Source organism: Amycolatopsis sp. NPDC114503 (genome assembly GCF_055633655.1).
Window position 1 is genome coordinate 927872 of record NZ_JBVKDT010000004.1, and the last position, 15594, is coordinate 943465.

General features: G+C 69.2%; 14 protein-coding genes. 9 read left to right on the forward strand and 5 right to left on the reverse strand.

Going from position 1 to position 15594, the window contains the following annotated elements; all coding sequences use genetic code 11:
- Nucleotides 1-51: 51 nt before the first annotated feature.
- From ACZ7OI_RS21375 to ACZ7OI_RS21385, 3 genes are all read right to left on the reverse strand, one after another.
- Nucleotides 52-528 carry a VOC family protein gene (locus tag ACZ7OI_RS21375; RefSeq protein ID WP_470265925.1) on the reverse strand — a complete coding sequence of 159 codons (477 nt, stop codon included), beginning with the start codon at nucleotides 526-528 and terminating at the stop codon, nucleotides 52-54.
- Nucleotides 509-1186 carry a LuxR C-terminal-related transcriptional regulator gene (locus ACZ7OI_RS21380; protein ID WP_470265926.1) on the reverse strand — a complete coding sequence of 226 codons (678 nt, stop codon included), beginning with the start codon at nucleotides 1184-1186 and terminating at the stop codon, nucleotides 509-511. Before ACZ7OI_RS21380 ends, ACZ7OI_RS21375 begins: the two co-directional genes overlap by 20 nt.
- A gap of 253 nt (nucleotides 1187-1439) precedes the next feature.
- On the reverse strand, nucleotides 1440-3014 hold the full coding sequence (locus ACZ7OI_RS21385; protein ID WP_470265927.1) for an AMP-binding protein: 1575 nt from the start codon (nucleotides 3012-3014) through the stop codon (nucleotides 1440-1442).
- 211 nt (nucleotides 3015-3225) lie between these two features.
- On the opposite strand from ACZ7OI_RS21385, the gene ACZ7OI_RS21390 reads away from it, so the two are divergent.
- From ACZ7OI_RS21390 to ACZ7OI_RS21410, 5 genes are read left to right on the forward strand one after another with little or no spacing between them, the layout of a single operon-like run.
- Nucleotides 3226-4335: an acyl-CoA dehydrogenase family protein gene (locus tag ACZ7OI_RS21390; protein WP_470233618.1), complete on the forward strand. Its 1110-nt coding sequence runs from the start codon at nucleotides 3226-3228 to the stop codon at nucleotides 4333-4335.
- Nucleotides 4336-4361: 26 nt separating this feature from the next.
- Nucleotides 4362-5582, forward strand: a complete 1221-nt coding sequence (locus tag ACZ7OI_RS21395; protein ID WP_470233617.1) for an acyl-CoA dehydrogenase family protein — start codon at nucleotides 4362-4364, stop codon at nucleotides 5580-5582.
- A gap of 31 nt (nucleotides 5583-5613) precedes the next feature.
- Nucleotides 5614-6402 carry an enoyl-CoA hydratase-related protein gene (locus ACZ7OI_RS21400; protein WP_470265928.1) on the forward strand — a complete coding sequence of 263 codons (789 nt, stop codon included), beginning with the start codon at nucleotides 5614-5616 and terminating at the stop codon, nucleotides 6400-6402.
- 26 nt (nucleotides 6403-6428) lie between these two features.
- Nucleotides 6429-6833, forward strand: a complete 405-nt coding sequence (locus ACZ7OI_RS21405; RefSeq protein ID WP_470265929.1) for a RidA family protein — start codon at nucleotides 6429-6431, stop codon at nucleotides 6831-6833.
- A 16-nt stretch (nucleotides 6834-6849) separates the two neighbouring features.
- Nucleotides 6850-7623 (forward strand): enoyl-CoA hydratase-related protein, encoded by a 774-nt coding sequence (locus ACZ7OI_RS21410; RefSeq protein WP_470265930.1) that lies wholly within the window; start codon nucleotides 6850-6852, stop codon nucleotides 7621-7623.
- 62 nt (nucleotides 7624-7685) lie between these two features.
- Here ACZ7OI_RS21410 and ACZ7OI_RS21415 read toward each other — a convergent pair whose 3' ends face one another.
- Nucleotides 7686-8099: an acyl-CoA thioesterase gene (locus tag ACZ7OI_RS21415; RefSeq protein WP_470265931.1), complete on the reverse strand. Its 414-nt coding sequence runs from the start codon at nucleotides 8097-8099 to the stop codon at nucleotides 7686-7688.
- Nucleotides 8100-8128: 29 nt separating this feature from the next.
- A complete protein-coding gene (locus ACZ7OI_RS21420) occupies nucleotides 8129-9115 on the reverse strand; it encodes a hypothetical protein (RefSeq protein ID WP_470233612.1) in 987 nt (328 codons plus the stop codon).
- 102 nt (nucleotides 9116-9217) lie between these two features.
- Here ACZ7OI_RS21420 and ACZ7OI_RS21425 point away from each other — a divergent pair, with 102 nt between their 5' ends.
- The 4 genes from ACZ7OI_RS21425 (at nucleotide 9218) to ACZ7OI_RS21440 (ending at nucleotide 15511) form a co-directional block, all read left to right on the forward strand.
- Nucleotides 9218-10552, forward strand: coding sequence for a flavin monoamine oxidase family protein (locus ACZ7OI_RS21425; RefSeq protein ID WP_470265932.1), 1335 nt, complete (start codon nucleotides 9218-9220; stop codon nucleotides 10550-10552).
- Nucleotides 10549-11823 carry a flavin monoamine oxidase family protein gene (locus ACZ7OI_RS21430; RefSeq protein WP_470265933.1) on the forward strand — a complete coding sequence of 425 codons (1275 nt, stop codon included), beginning with the start codon at nucleotides 10549-10551 and terminating at the stop codon, nucleotides 11821-11823. The genes ACZ7OI_RS21425 and ACZ7OI_RS21430 overlap by 4 nt, the downstream gene beginning before the upstream one ends.
- Before the next feature lie 86 nt (nucleotides 11824-11909).
- Nucleotides 11910-14228 carry a LuxR C-terminal-related transcriptional regulator gene (locus tag ACZ7OI_RS21435; protein WP_470265934.1) on the forward strand — a complete coding sequence of 773 codons (2319 nt, stop codon included), beginning with the start codon at nucleotides 11910-11912 and terminating at the stop codon, nucleotides 14226-14228.
- 221 nt (nucleotides 14229-14449) lie between these two features.
- A complete protein-coding gene (locus ACZ7OI_RS21440) occupies nucleotides 14450-15511 on the forward strand; it encodes an extracellular solute-binding protein (protein ID WP_470265999.1) in 1062 nt (353 codons plus the stop codon).
- Nucleotides 15512-15594: the final 83 nt, after the last annotated feature.

Sequence of the window (15594 nt, forward strand, 5' to 3'; positions counted from 1 at the left end):
TGACGACTGCCCGCTTCCCCTGGAAAGGCGGGCAGTCGCAGATCCCACGCCTCAGCGCCGGGGTCGGCGAAGCTCAAGCGCCTCGAACGCGCTCTCCGCGACGGGCTGCATCCAGTGGAACCGCGCGTTTCCGGTCTCCTGCGGCCGGACGAAGAACTCGGCCCAGCCTGCGTGGTCGTCGCTCTCCCCCACCAGCGTCGCGCCTCGCTCGCGGGCCGCCGCCCGACACGCGTTGATGTCGTCGGAGTCGAAGGAGACGTGGTGCAGTCCGCCGCCGGTTCGTTCCAGGAAGCGAGTCAACGCACTGGCGGCATTCTCGAACGGCGAGCACACCTCCAGCATCAAGCCCGAGGAGGCCCGGACCCACGACCAGCGCCCGTTGAGTTCCGCGTCGTCGCCGCTCTGGTTGATCTCCCCCGCGAACAACCTCGCCAGCGAATCGACCACCGTGTCATGTTCGGTGCCGGGAACCACGATGCCGATGTGGTTGAGGCGGCCGAGTTCCACGTCAGCTGGCAAGGCGCTCACTCCCGGACAGTTCGACCTTGACGAGAAGGCCGAGCTCCTGGGCGCGGCTCGCGGCCTCGGCACGGTTCCGTACGCCGAGCTTGCGGTACACCGCGCTCGTGTGCTGTTTGACGGTGTGGCGCGAGAGGTTGAGGCTGGCCGCCGTCTCGGGATTGCTCAGCCCGGCGGCGAGGTGCTGAAGCACGTCGAGTTCGCGGCGGGACAGTCGGTTCTCGGGAGTCGCGTCGGTCTTCGGGAATACCCGGACGCCCTCCGCGACCCGCTTGACGGCGGACACGATCGCACCTCGGGGAAGGTGCTTCGAAAGAGCGCCCGCCGCACCCAGCGAGGTCGCCAACGCCGTCGGCACCCGGCCGAGTCCAGCCATGAGAACCATCTTGACGTGGGGCATCCAGTCCTGGATCCAACAACAGAGTTCGGCGCTCGAACGTCCGCGAAGAGAGGCGCTGACGACCACGACCTGCGGCTGGTGGCGACGGATCACCTGGACCGCGTCCTTCGCCGTGCTCGCCATGTAGCAGGCTGACACCCAGGGAGCAGCTTCGAGGACGGCACAGAGACCCGCCTGCATCAGTTCGTTCTCGTCGACGACCAGGATGCGCTGCAACTGGCAGAAATCGGTCGTATCGGTCATCTCAAGCGGGCGTTCGGCAAGCACTGTCATGGCACGTTCCCTTGCGTTCAGCGAATCCTCACCCGACGTTCGCGCGGCGATAGCCAGCCTGCGCGACTGTGAGCGGGGACACGCGGGGGGAACTACGTGTTTGAACACCCGCATTGCGTCCGCGCGGGCGCGCTGGCCGAGATCGACCGGCAAGGAAGCAATCACCGCCGCGGCCCGGGGCAAGGTCCGTGAAGTTCCAGCTAGAGAGCCGCCACGGGAATCCCGTGGCGGCCCTTCCGCCCAGCCTTCAACGCCGACCGAGCGCCAGGTTCGCGTCCCACGCCGCGGCACTGATCCCGCGCTCGCGGACCTTGCCCTTCTCGACCCGCTCCGACGGGGTTTTCGGCAGGCTGTCGACGACCTCGACGTAGCGCGGAACGGCGAACCGCGGAAGATCCCGGGTGACGAACTCGACCAGTTCGGCCGGGTCGAGGGCGGCTCCGGCAGCCGGGACGACAAGCACCGCGACGTCCTCCTCGCCCACCTCAGAAGGCACCCCGATCGCCGCCACCTCGAGCACCTGCGGGTGAGCGGCGACAGCCTGCTCGACCTCCCATGCCGAGACGTTCTCGCCGCGGTGGCGGATCGAGTCCTTCTTGCGGCCGATGTACTCCAACATCCCGTCCGGGTGTTGACGGACGAGGTCACCGGTGTGGAACCACAGATTGCGCCAAACCTCGGCTGTCTCCACCGGTTTCGCCCAGTAGCCCTGCATCATCGCGAAGGGCTCGCGCGGCCGGTAGACCAGCTCGCCGGCCTGGCCTTCGTCCACAGGCTCGTCGTTGTCGTCGACCAGCTGGATCTCCACCTCGGGGATGGCCCGGCCGATGCGGCCCGGAATCGTCTGGCCGGGAGGTGCCGACGTCAGCAGAACGCACTCGGTCATGCCGTACGCCTCGATGATCTGGACCCCGAAGCGAGCCTCGAAGTCGCGCAGGATCTCGCCGGGAGTGGACGAGCAGATCGCAGTCCGGGCGGGTTGGTCGGTGTCGTCGGGACGCGGCTCCTGTTTGTGGAGCATCCACAGCATCGTGCCGATCGTGGCGAAGATCGTCGCGCCGCTCTCGCGTACCTCGTCCCAGAAGCGGCTGACGCTGAACCTTCGTCCCAACACGCCCTTGCCGCCCACGGACCAGGCAGTCGTCAGGAAGGCGCGCGCATCGATGTGGAAGAGCGGCTGCACACACAGCACCACGTCGTCCGAGCGAACCTCCATCAGCTGAGCCGCATGAGCCGCCTTCGCGGGGTAGTAGCGCTGCGGCAGCATGACTCCCTTCGAAGGGCCGGTCGTGCCGGAGGTGTACATGATCGTCGCGATGTCGCCTGGCAGCGGAGCCGCCAACTCCTCCTCCGAAGCCGAGCCCAGCGCGAGCAGTTCGTCGAAGCCGAGTTGCCGTACGGCGTCCCCGAACGGCTTCGTCGAATGTTCCCCGACGCAGACGACGAACTCGGGCCGATCGGTGATCGTTTCCGCGAGGATCTGAAGGTAATCCTCGGTTCCCACGAGGACCCGCGGCGCCGCGTCGTGCACGAAATACTCCAGGAGCCGGCCGCGCGCCTCGACGTTGAACGGCACGTCGATCCCGCGGGCGGCGTTCGTGCCGAGCCATGCCCAGAGGGTCTCCGGCCGGTTGTCGCACATGATGCCCACTCGGTCGCCGGGCTCGATCCCCAACGCACGCAGGCCCCGTCCGGTGCGCTCGACCAGATCGAGAGTCTCGCGGCGGGTGAAGCTCTCACCGACGATGCGGATGCACTCTCGGTCGGGATCCTCGGCGGCGGCCGTCCGGAGTGCGAGAAGAAGGCTGTCCTGGATGCTCATTCGCCGATCGTGCGCGCAGACCCCGAAAGTGCTTCGGTGCGTGGCTCGCCCGACACCCGCATGGGGGAATTCCGGCGCAGCCAGAGCTGCGCGGCTTCCGGCATACCCACCCAGTCGGGCGGGATACGACGCCGCTGTCGACCACTGTCCGCCAATCGGCGATAGGTCTCGGGTCAACGATCTCACCCGCTATCACAGGAAGGCGTCCTCCATGGATTTCACCTTCGCGCAGGAGCAGGAAGACCTGCGTGACGCCGTCCGGTCCTTCCTGCGCAAACGAGTCGGCGAGGACGCCCGGCGAGAACTCCTCCACACCGGCTACGCCTTCGACCGGGAGGTCTGGCGGAGCATGGCCCGTGACCTCGGGCTCCAGACTCTGACGGTGCCCGAGGAACGCGGCGGCAGCGGTGCCAGCTTCCTCGAGTCGATGATCGTCTTCGAGGAACTGGGGCGCGAACTGTTCTCCGGCCCCTTCTTCTCGACGGTTCTGGCGACCTGGGTCCTCGATGCCTCCGCTTCCGAGGTCGCGGACACCGTCCTCCAGCAGGTGGCCGACGGAGATCTGGTTCTGACCGCAGCCATCGCCGACGAGGCGGGAACCTGGTCGGCGCCCGGCACGGCGACCCGGGCCGTCGCGACTCCCCGCGGTCACCACCTCACCGGGACGAAGGCACGGGTCACCGACCTCCCCGTCGCCGACGCCTTCGTCGTGTGGGCGCAGACAGCCGAAGGACCGGCTTGGTTCCTGGTCCCAGCCGGTGCGGACGGAGTCGAGGCGATCGCCGAGGAGAGCCTCGACCTCGCCCGGCCGATCGGCACCCTGCGGCTCACGGACACGCCCGCGACGCTCATCGTCGGACCCGGACAGGCTGTCGCCGTAAGGGAATCCGTCGACACCCGCGCCTGCGCCGCGCTGGCCGCCGAACTGGTCGGCACCGCCCAGGCGGCTCTCGACCAGTCGGTCGAATGGAGCAAGAGCCGGCATCAATTCGGCCGCCCCATCGGCTCCTTCCAAGCCCTCAAACACCTCTGCGCCGACGCTCTTGTCGAGGTCGAGGCGGCGCGAGTGCTCACCCATTACGCCGCATGGGCAATCGCGGCCGGCCAGGCGGAAGCGCCGGTGCTCGCTTCCATGGCCAAGCAAGCAGCCGCGGATGCCGCAGCACAGGCCGCAGGGAACAACATCCAGATCCACGGCGGCATCGGCGCCACCTGGGAGCACGAAGCCCACCTCTGGCTGCGCCGGGCCAAGGCCTCCGGAGCCCTCTTCGGCACTCCGCGCCAGCACCGCGCCCGGATCTCCGCTCTGCTCCCGGTCTAGTCCTTCCCCGTCACGTCAGGACAGTCATGAACCCCGTCTTTTCGATTCCCGTCCAGGAATTCCAGCGAGAATTCGCCGAGTTCCTCCGGCGGGTCCTTCCGGCCGGCCGGGCCGGGTCCGGTGCCCTGCCGCACGACGAGTTCCCCGCTTTCGCGGCGGATCTTCGCCGGGCCCTCTACGAGGGCGGTTACCTTGGCGTCGACTGGCCCGCCGAGTACGGCGGCCGCGGCCTCACCCCCGAGCACCAGGTGGCCGTCGCTGAACAGCTGACCCGGATGAAGCTCCCCCAAACTTCCCTCAGCGACGTCTTCGGCATGCAGATGTTCGGCACGACCGTGCTCGCGTTCGGCACCGAGGAACAGAAACGCCGGTTCCTGCCGGGGATCCTCAGCGGCGAGGTCAAATGGTGCCAGGGCTATTCGGAGCCGCAATCGGGCTCCGACCTCGCTAGCGTGTCGACGACCGCCGTGCGCGGCGAGGGCGGGTGGCACATCAACGGGCAGAAGATCTGGACCGGCACCGCGCATTTCGCCGACTGGATCTTCGCGCTGGTGCGGACCGACCCGGAAGCGCCGAAGCACCGCGGGCTCACGCTGCTGGCCTGCCCGTTGCGGCAACCGGGCATCGAGATCCGGCCGATCCGGCAGATGTGGGGCGAGGCCGAGTTCAACGAGGTCTTCTTCACGGATGCCGTGACCGCCGACGACAACGTCATCGGCGGCGTCAACAACGGCTGGCGGGTGGCGACGGCTCTGCTCGAACACGAGCGCGGCGGCGCGGCGGCGGTCCTGGCGGTGCGCTTCGAGGAGGAACTCGACCGGCTCTGCGAGCTGGCCCGCGAACACCGCCGCGACACCGACAGCGACATCCGGCAGCGGATCGCCTGGTGCCGCGCGCGCGTGCTCGCCATGAAACTGCTCGGCTACAAGGCTTTGACCAGATCTCTGCGCGGCCAGCCGATCGGTGCTGAGGCAGCGATGACCAAGCTCTACTGGTCCGAGTACCACGTCGTCCTCACCGATCTCGCGATGGACATCCTCGGCGACGAGGCACTCGTGCTCCGAGGCCGCCGGGCCGTGCTGGCCGACGGCCCGGACGCCCCGGGCGCGCCGACCGACAGCGCCGGATGGATCACGACCTTCCTGGCCTCCCGGTCGAGCCGCATCTACGCCGGCACGAACCAGATCCAGCGCAATCTGCTCGCCGAGTCGATCCTCGGCATGCCCCGCGAACCACGCCCCGCCTGAGCCGCCGCCCATCTCCAGGAGAGGAGTCACCATGACCGACGTGGTCGAGGTCGAGGACCGAGGACCGGTGCGGTACGTCGTCCTCAACCGGCCCGAGCGGCTCAACGCGATGAACGAGGCGCTGGCCGACGGCCTGGTCGAGGCACTCGAAAACTGTGCCCACGACGAAAATCTGCGCGTCGTCGTCGTGACCGGCGCGGGAAAAGCCTTCTGCGCGGGCGGCGACCTCAACGCCATGGCGGCCGGACGCGACGCGATGTCCGCCCCGCGCGAGGTGGCCAAGCTCCGGCGCCACGCACGCGCGGCGGAGCTGCTGCGGACAATGCCGGCCGCCACCATCGCCGCCATTCACGGCGCCTGCGCCGGGGCAGGGCTCGGACTCGCGCTCGCTGCCGACCTCCGGATCGCCTCTGAGGCCGCTGTCTTCCGCTCCGCTTTCCTCACGGCCGGCCTGTCGGGCGATTTCGGTACGTCGTGGTCGCTGACCCGGCTGCTCGGCGAGGCGCGCGCCCGCGAACTGATGCTGCTCAACGAAAAGGTGGACGCCGCACGTGCCTTGGACATCGGCCTCGTCAGCGCGGTGGTGGCAGCCGACAAGTTCGCCGACGAGACCAAGCGATTGGCACAGCGACTCGCTGGCTCGGCACCACTCGCCCTGCGGCGGATGAAACAGAACCTGCGCGAAGCGTCGACAGCGTCCTTCGCCGACTGCGTCGCCAGCGAGTCGCTGCGGCACATCGAGTGCGCGTTCAGCGATGACGCCGCGGAGGCCGGAGCCGCCTTCATGGAGCGCCGCACGCCGCAGTTCCACGGGCGCTGAGCCCGCAACAGGAAGAGAGACAGCTCATGGTCGAGTATTTCGACGGAGACGGCCTGCCCGAGCCCATCGGCTACCGCCAGGCGTCGCGGACGTCCGGCAACAGTGTGGTCCGCATCGCCGGACAGGTCGGCGTCGATGCCGAGGGCACTCGGATCGGCGAACCCGGCGACTACACCGCACAGGCAGAACGCGCCGTCGAGAACGCTCTGCTCGCCTTCGCGGCCGGCGGAGCACGCCCCGAGCACATCGCGCACCTCACCTATTACGTAGTCGGACTGGACGAAACCACTGCCGGACAGGTCAATCGCGGGATCGGGCGCGCGGTCCGCAGGCAGGGCATGCAGGCAGTGCCCGCGACGATGATCGGGATCACCGGCCTCATGCGCAGTGACTTGCTCATCGAGGTCAACGGCACCGCAGTGATCGACTGAGAGCAAGGAGCCGAACGTGCACATCGAACGACACGACCAAGTCGCCCTTCTCCGGTTCGGCAATCCTGACGATCGCTCACGGTGGAGCCACACCGCGGAGACCGACTACTTCGACACCCTGGTCAGCCTTGAGGCGGACCCGGCTGTCCGGGTCATCGTCCTCACCGGTGCCAGCGCGGACTTCTGCGCCGGTCCGGAGCTGGACTCGCTCACCTCGCACGCGGTCCGCGATCCCCGAGGCGACGACTTCCCCCGGACCATCGCGAAGCCGATCATCGCCGCCGTCGACGGGGGCTGCCACGGCATCGGCCTCTCGCTCGCCCTGATGTGCGATCTGCGGGTGGCTTCCGGAACCACCCGGATGTCGGCCGGGTTCGCCTCCGTCGGCCTCGTCGCCGAACACGGGGTTCCGTGGCTGCTGCAACGCATCTGCGGCCACGGGGCCGCCGCCGATCTGCTGTTCGCCGATCGCCGGATCGACGGTGCCGAGGCTCGCCGTCTCGGGATCGTGCAGTACCTCGCAGAGGAAGGCACCGCGCTCGACGAGGCGATGGCGCTGGCCGCGAAAATGGCAGGGCGGCTCTCGCCGCTCTCCCTAGGCGTGATCAAGCATCAGCTCAACAACGAGTGCACCGGCGACCTTCACGAGACCGTCGTGCGCGGCGAAGAGCTGGTCCAGCGCGTCTCGGCACAAGGCGACTTCGACGAGGCGATCGCCGCGCTCCGGGAACGCCGCGCTCCGGCCCTTGCCCCGCTGGACCCGGCTGTCCTGCGCAAGGTGCTCGGCTGATCTCCATCGGCTCGCGACCGGGCAACGCCGCCCCCTCCGCCGGGAGGGGGCGGCGTTGCTTGTCACGGCGGCGGGACCGCCTCTGCACGGATCCGACCCCGCTCGTCCGGCCCGAACGGTCGCGACCTGCGAGCATCGGGGTCCCAGCGCACGAGCACCGCCTCAGCCGTCGCGTGGACGCCCGCGGCCGACCGCAGTTCCTCGACGACTGTCACGCTGCGCTCGGTAAGCACCTTGGGCGTGATCGTGATCAGCACGGGTCCGTCGCTGATCAGCAGCTCCTTCAGGAAACGCAGTCGAATCTCCGCGATGACGAACGCCGGTCGTTCGTCCGCCATGACCTCTGACAGCCAGCGCCAGTGCGCGAACTCCACCAGCTCCAAGTAGCAGTGGGCAGTCATGTGCCCGAGGTAGTCCACCTGGTCGTCGCGCAGCGCGACCTCGGTAGACCACGCTGCACCCACAGCTTCAGACATCTTCGTCGGTCCCCGTCCGTTCACCACTGTCAGCCGACGGGGAGCGCAGTGGGCGGATGCAGGCCCGGCGGCAACGCCCGCAACCCTCGCACGGCATGCAGCATCCGCGCGGCAGTACCGGGATAAGGATCGACCGGAGCACTGACCCGCACCAGCAGTTCGCTCGCGTCTCCACCGGTCAGGGTCAGGACCACGTCGGTGTCGCCGATGCCCTCCCGCGCTGCCGGATCTGCGAAACCGGCCCAGCTGAGCCGCAGCCGCTCAGTCTCGCCGTCCGACACGACGACGCTCTGGTCGAAACCCTCGACCTCGCCTCGGCGCACCTCGATACCGGCGACGGTCGTGTCCGCGTCAGCGGCGACCAGGCCGCCCGTGGAAATCGGTTCCCGATCACCGAGGCCGAGGACGTCGGCGATGAGACGAGCCGATTCGCGCAGCAAGGCATCCACGCGCGCCGAGGTGCCCGCGGCCGTGGCGCCGATTCCGAGTTCGTGCGCGAGGACGTCACGTCCCCATGACGAGATGTTCGAGACGCGTTCGGCGCGGACGGAGACCGGTGCGGGCAGACCGCTCGTGAGAAGTGCGGGCAGCACGTCGAGCCAGAGTCCGGGGATCATGCCGGTTCCCACCATCCGCGAACCCGATTCGCTCGCCGCCTTCTCGATCCGGTCGCGGACATCCGGCGCCAGCGCCGAACGCGGATCGACGAAGCACGCGTGCACCAGGTCGACACCGGCGGCGGCGCAGGAGGCCAGAACCTGCTCGTGGCGATCGCCCGTGAGGCCGCCGTACAGGAGGACATCGATCTCGCCACTGCGCAGGGCGGCCTCCAGGTCGGCAGTCGCCAGTACGCCGACGGGCGCTTGTCCGGTGAGTTCCCCGATGTCCTTGCCAGCCTTGTCAGGCGAATGCACCACGGCGGTCGTCAACCGGAGCGGGGTGTGCGGCAGCGCGGCGACCAGTTCGGCGGCCGTGCGCCCGGTGCCGTAGACGCCAATGCGCGGGAGAGTTCTCATCACGCCAGCATGCTGCCCGGGTACGCCGGATTCATCCCCCAGCTGGGCACCGTTGATTTCTCCTGCGCGCACAGCGGCGAGGCACCCTCAGATCATCGGAAGATGCAGAGCTCACAAGAGATTCGGCCGCCGGTCGTCGTCGTCGGAGCCGGGCTCGCCGGACTGACCGCAGCCAAGACGCTGGCCGACGCCGGTATCGAGGTGACCGTGCTCGAGGCGCGTGACCGGGTCGGCGGGCGCACGTTCACCGTCACCGACGGTTTCGCGGACGGCCAGCACGGCGACCTCGGCGGCGAGTTGATCACCGAGGATTACCGCGCTCTCGCGGCGCTCTGCGGCGATCTCGGTGTCGAGCTGTCGGCTCCGGTCTGGATCGAGCGGCCCGACACCCCCGAAGGAGCGAGCCCGGCGGCCGGCTACCTGGCCGAGGGACGCTTGATCGTCGACGGGGAACTGCTCACCGGAAATCGTTTCAGGCAAGCGGAAACCGAGATCCACACCGCGCTCGCGTCCTTTCCGCCGGCACCGCATGAGGTCCTCGAACAGTGGACGCGCCGCGCCGGGCTGAGCGACCTGGCGCGGGCCGCGCTTTCCGGATTCGGCCGCATGCCCACCCAGTACGACGCCTTCCAGGTCGACAGCCACTACCTCACGCACGCGCACATCGGCGAGATCCGGCGCGTGGTCGGAGGCTGCCAACGTCTCGCCGACGCCCTCGCCGCGACGGTGAACGTGCGGCTGGGGGCGCCGGTTCGCGCGATCCGCCAGTCCGGAGGAACCGTTGCGGTGGAACTGGAATCCGGCGAACGCTTCACGGCCGGCCACGCGGTCGTCGCGGTTTCGCCCTTCGTGCTGCCGACACTCGGCTTCGACCCGCCGTTGCCCGCAGATCTCACCGGGGCACTGAGCGCCCTCCAGCGAGCGTCCGGCGGGAAGGTGATCGCGCAGTACTCCGAAGGGGATTCGGTGCGTGCCGCGTTGTCCCGCGCGGTCTTCACGGACGGTCCCGTCAACACGGCGTGGGTGAGCAATCCTTATGTCACAACGGGTCCTGCCGTCGTCAGCGGCTTCGTGTGCGGCGAGAACCGCTATGTCCTCGAGGACGAGGACCTGGCGCTGGCCGAACTCGACGCCGTCGTCGCCACTGCGATCGGCGGCTCGGTGACCCGCTTGGCTCAGCACGTCAAGAACTGGTCGGCGGATCGCTGCGCGCTCGGCATCGGGGGAATGCCCAGCTTCACCGCACGCCGCCCGCAGATCGCCGTCCTGGCCACCCCGGAACGGCGAGTGCACATCGCCGGCGACTTCACCGACGTCTCGCTCTGCGCGACCATGGAAGGCGCGGTCCGTTCGGGGCTCCGCGCTGCCGACGAGGTCCTGCGGGCACCGGCACGCGTACCCCTCGACTACATCGACCGGAAGCTGGTGCGCGCATGAGGACCGTAGTCATCGGTGCCGGCCCGGCCGGGCTCGCCGCCGCCCGTTCGCTGGCCGGCCGGGGCGAGCAAGTCGTCGTCCTCGAGGCACAGCCGTACGTCGGCGGCCGTACCCGGTCGGATCGCGAGCGACTGCTGCACGGCCAGCCCGCCGATCTCGGCGGCTCGTTCATCGACCTCGGGCAGGACGAACTGCTGCGCACGTGCGCCGAACTCGGAGTCGCCCTCACCCCCCAGCTCGCGCTGCTGCGCTCCGACCCGGACGGACGCTTCTCCGCCGCTGCGTCCTTGCGCAACACCACTGTCGTCGACGGCCGGCGCTTGCCCGACGCTGATCGCGACAAGGTCGCCGACGAGGTAAGGGCAGCCCTCGACGCCTGCCCGCCGGACCCGAGCGAACTCGTCCCCGCCTGGGCGGCACGGGCCGGGCTGAGGCCGCTGGCGCGCCGGCTCTTTCGCGCCCTGACCGGATTCAACCCGGTTCACGACGATTCGCAGATCCAGATGAGCATGGTCGAGCCGCCCCACGTCGGCAAGGTGTGCTGGATGATGGCCGACGGCACCGACGCCATGGCCAGGGCGATGAGCGAGGGGCTCGACATCCGCCTTCGCCACGTCGTGCGCGCAGTCCGGCGCACCGGCCGCGAAATCACCGTGGAGACCGACCGCGGTGATTTCACCGCGCGCGATGTGATCGTCGCCGTTCCGGTGACGCCGACGCTGCGAATCGGTTTCGACCCGGTCCTGCCCGCGTGGAAGACCGAGGCGCTGCTCGCCACCCCGATGGCCCAGGGCGGCAAGGTGATCGGGCAGTACGCCGACGGTGCCGAGTTGTTCGAGAAGGTCGACACCGGCGTCATGAGCGACGGCCCGATCTCTCTCGTCTGGGCCCGGCCGGTCGGCCCGGAGGATTCGGTCGTTCTGCTCGGCCTCGCGGCCGATCGCGGCGACGGTTTCCTCCGCGGCGAAGAGTCGGCACTCGCCGCCCTGGACGTCGTCGTGTCAGCCGTGCTCGGCCGGCCTGCGCGCCGGCTCGCGGGGATCGTGAAGGACTGGACTCGCGAGCCCTTCGCCGGCGGAGTGGTTTCCTCGCTGCTCGGCGACTTCCCGCGCCTCCCAGGCCTGCTGGCCCAGAGCGTCGGTCCCGTCCACTTCGCCGGTGAGCACACGGCGGACATGTGGGCTACCGGCATGGACGGCGCACTGCGGTCCGGCAAGAGGGCCGCCGACCAGGTCCTGTCGCGGCGGGCCACGGCCGCGCCCGCCGGCTGACCACGGCTACGGCCGCGATCGCGGCGCACGCCAAGTCACCGGGATAGGCTCGACGCGGTCACCCAGCCGCTCGTGAAGGATGTGACGTGGACGCTCCGCCAGCTTCCGGGCCGACCCGCGGGTCCGCTCCGAACTTGCCGGCGGAGATCACGAGCTTCGTCGGCAGGCGCAACGACCTCGCCGCGATCCGGCAGATCTTCTCGACGACCCGGCTGGTCACGCTCACCGGGATCGGCGGCGTCGGCAAGACCCGGCTGGCCCTGCGCGCCGCCAGCGAGATGAAGCGCGCCCTCACCGACGGCGTCTGTCTCGTCTCGCTGGCGGCCCTCTCGCAGCCTGACCTGGTCCCCCAGACTGTCGCCGACGCGTTGCAGATCCGGGAACAGCCCAAGTTCGGGGTCGTCGCGGCCCTCACCGAGCATCTGGGCCCGCGTCAGATGCTCCTCGTCCTGGACAACTGCGAGCACCTCGTGGACGCCACCGCGGACCTGATCGACCAGATCCTGAAGGCGGCGCCCGAGGTGCGGATCCTGGCGACGAGCCGCCAAGCGCTGCGCATCGCCGGCGAGACTGTCTATCCGGTGACGCCCTTCCTGGCGCCAGATCCCTCGGCTCGCCTCGATCCGGGCAGCTCGAGCCACTACCCGTCCGTCGCGCTCTTCGCCGATCGTGCCGCGGCGGTCGTTCCGGGGTTCGCCGTCACCGGAGAAATCGAGGCCGCGGTCATCCGGCTGTGCCACCGCCTCGAAGGCATCCCGCTCGCGATCGAACTGGCCGCGGTGCAGCTTCGCGTCCTGACCGTCGAGGAACTCGCGGATCGCCTTGACGACCGGTTCCAGCTCCTGCGCTCCGGGTACCGCAATGTGCCGCGGCGCCACCAAACCCTTCGCGCGCTCGTCGACTGGAGCCACGACCTCTGCACTCCGGCCGAGCGCTTGCTGTGGGCTCGCGCCTCCGTCTTCGCCGGCGGCTTCGCCCTCGCCGCGCTGGAAGAAGTCTGCACCGACGACGCCCTCCCGCACGCCGCCCTCCTCGACACGCTGACTGGTCTGGTCGAGAAGTCGATCGTCATCCGCGAAGACCACCGGAGCCACGTGCGCTTCCGCATGCTCGACACGATCCGCGAGTACGCCGCCGCGCGGTTGCTGCGGTCCGCGGAGGCCGACGCCCTCGCCCGACGCCACCGTGACTGGATCGCGCACCTGGTGGAGACCGCGACCGCTGCCTGGGCCGGTTCCGAGCAGGAGGAATGGGCCCGGCGGCTCCAGCTCGACCACGCCAACATCCGGCTCGCCCTCGAATACTGCATGGCCCGTCCGGAAGAGGCGGAGATCGGCGTCCGGATCGTCGCCCAGCCGTGGTTCTGGGGAGCCATGGACCACCTCAACGAGGCCCAGCTCTGGCTCGACCGCGCGCTGAAGATGCTGTCCTCGCCTTCTCCCGAACATGCGTGGGCACTGGCGACGCGCGGCTACATCGCCGCCTTCCAAGGCGACGACGCGAAGCTCGCCGAACTGCCCGAGCGCGCACGCACGATGGCGATGAGCCTCGACGACCTCGCCGCGCTGGCGCTCTCCCACCACGTCATGGGATTTCGCACGTCGATCGAACACGGCGACATCCGCGCCGCGATCCCGTTGTTCACCGAGGCGCTCCGCCAGTACGACGAGTCCGGGATACGCGGTCAGGTCCAGGACAGCGTCGTCGTCGAACTCGCGGTGACCCACATCGCCCTCCAGGAGTACGACCGCGCCGAGGAACTGACCGAGGACATGTTCCTGCGCTGCACCGCCGCCGGCGAACGGTGGAATCTGTCTTATTCCCTGTGGCTGCGCGCCCTGATCGTCCTCCTGCGCGACGATGACGCCGCCGCCGCGGAGAGCAACCTCCTCGAAGCCCTCCGGATCAAGCGCGTCTTCCGCGACACCCTCGGCTTCGCGCTCACCCTCGAGGTCGTGTCCTGGACGGCGGCCCGGGCCAGGGAGGCCGAACGTGCCGCCGTGATTATCGGGAGCACCGACCAGATTTGGCGGACCGTGGGCGCCCGCCAGTTCGTCGGCCTGCGCCGCCGTTTCGAGGCGGATGCGCGTGCCCGGATCGGAGACACCGCCTTCAGTGCCGCCCGGACGCGCGGCAGCCGGCTGAGTGTCGAGGAGACGGTCGCGTACGCACTGCGCGAGACGCCTTCGAGCGGCTCGGACACGTCCGTCAATCCCCTGACCCGGCGCGAGCGCGAGGTCGCCGACCTCATCGCGGATGGGCTCTCCAACAAGGAAATCGCCGCGCAACTGGTGATCTCGCTCAGGACGGCGGAGGGGCACGTGGAGAAGATCCTCGCCAAGCAGGGCTTCAAGACCCGGACCCAGATCGCTGCCTGGGTGACCCGCCAGCGCGCGGGCGCCTGACGCGGGCACGGCCGCCGGACGCACGGATCACTGATCCAGCACCGAGCTTCGGTCCCGCTTCCCTGACTGCGTCCTCTGTGGACTGACGACCCCCGCCCGGAGCACCGCCCGCCTCCCCCACGTGGGCTAACAATGTTCGCGCCGACAGGAACGGGCCGCTGACCAGGCGCATCGTCTGTCTCCCTTCACCGTGTATCCCGAGCAAAGGGTGGACCGTGACCATGAATCCCAAGTCCGTGCTCGCTGCGCTGAGCGCCCTGATTCTCGCATCGGTCGCCGCGTGCGGCTCGCCGGCAGGCCAAGGAAGCGACAGCCTCTCCGGGCAGCAGCTTGTTTACGTGAATTACGGCGGCGACACCCTCAAGGCCGCCCAGGCAGCCTGGCTGGACCCCTTCGCGAAGAAGACCGGCGTCCGGATCGCTACCGATTCGCCGTCGGATCCGGCGAAGGTCAAGGCCATGGTGCAAGCCGGCAACACCACCTGGGACGCCATCGACATCGATTCTGTTTCAGGCGCGGAAGGCTGCGGGACGCTGTACGCGAAACGTTCCGAAATCGGCGTGGACGTCAAGGATGTCGCTCCCCAGTACCTGACCGACGAGTGCGGCGTGCCGATCATGGTGCAGGCCGTGGGGCTCGTCTACAACACCAAGAAGTTCGGCGGCAATCCGCCGACGAAGATCACCGACTTCATGGACGTCCAGAAGTATCCGGGCAAGCGGCTCGTCTTCAACTACGCGCCCGGCAGCATCGACCCGCTGCTGCTGGCGGACGGCGTGGCTCCGGACAAGCTCTACCCGCTGGACACGAACCGAGCCGCCGCGGCGATCAAGAAGCTGGGCAGCAACCTGACGCTCGACTCCACGCTGGCGCAGGAGGCCCAAGGGCTCGAGTCGGGAGACTTCTCGATGTGCCTGTGCTACCTCGGCCGCGCCGCCCTGTCGGCCCAGAAGGGCGCCCCGATCGACGTCGTGTGGGACAAAGCGTGGGAAGGCTGGGACGCCGTCTACGCCGTCAAGGGCTCGAAGTCGCCCCAGGCCCAGGCCGCGCTCATGAACTTCATCGCGGCGCCCGCCGTCCAGAGTGCGTTCACCGAGCGGCTGCCCTACGGCCCGACGACACCCTCGGCCAAGCCCAACGTCCCGGCCGACCTGAAGAAGTGGTTGCCCCAGAACAACATCGACAAGATGGGCCCGCAGGGCGAACTGGTCGCCGACATGAAGTGGTGGGTGGCGAACGCGGACAAGACTTTCGCCGCCTGGACCGCGATGACCGCGGGCTGAGCCCCCTCCCGGAAGACGCGTCCGGCCGCGGTCGTCGCACGACAACCGCGGCCGGCGCCGAGCAAGGCCAAGGAGATATCCAG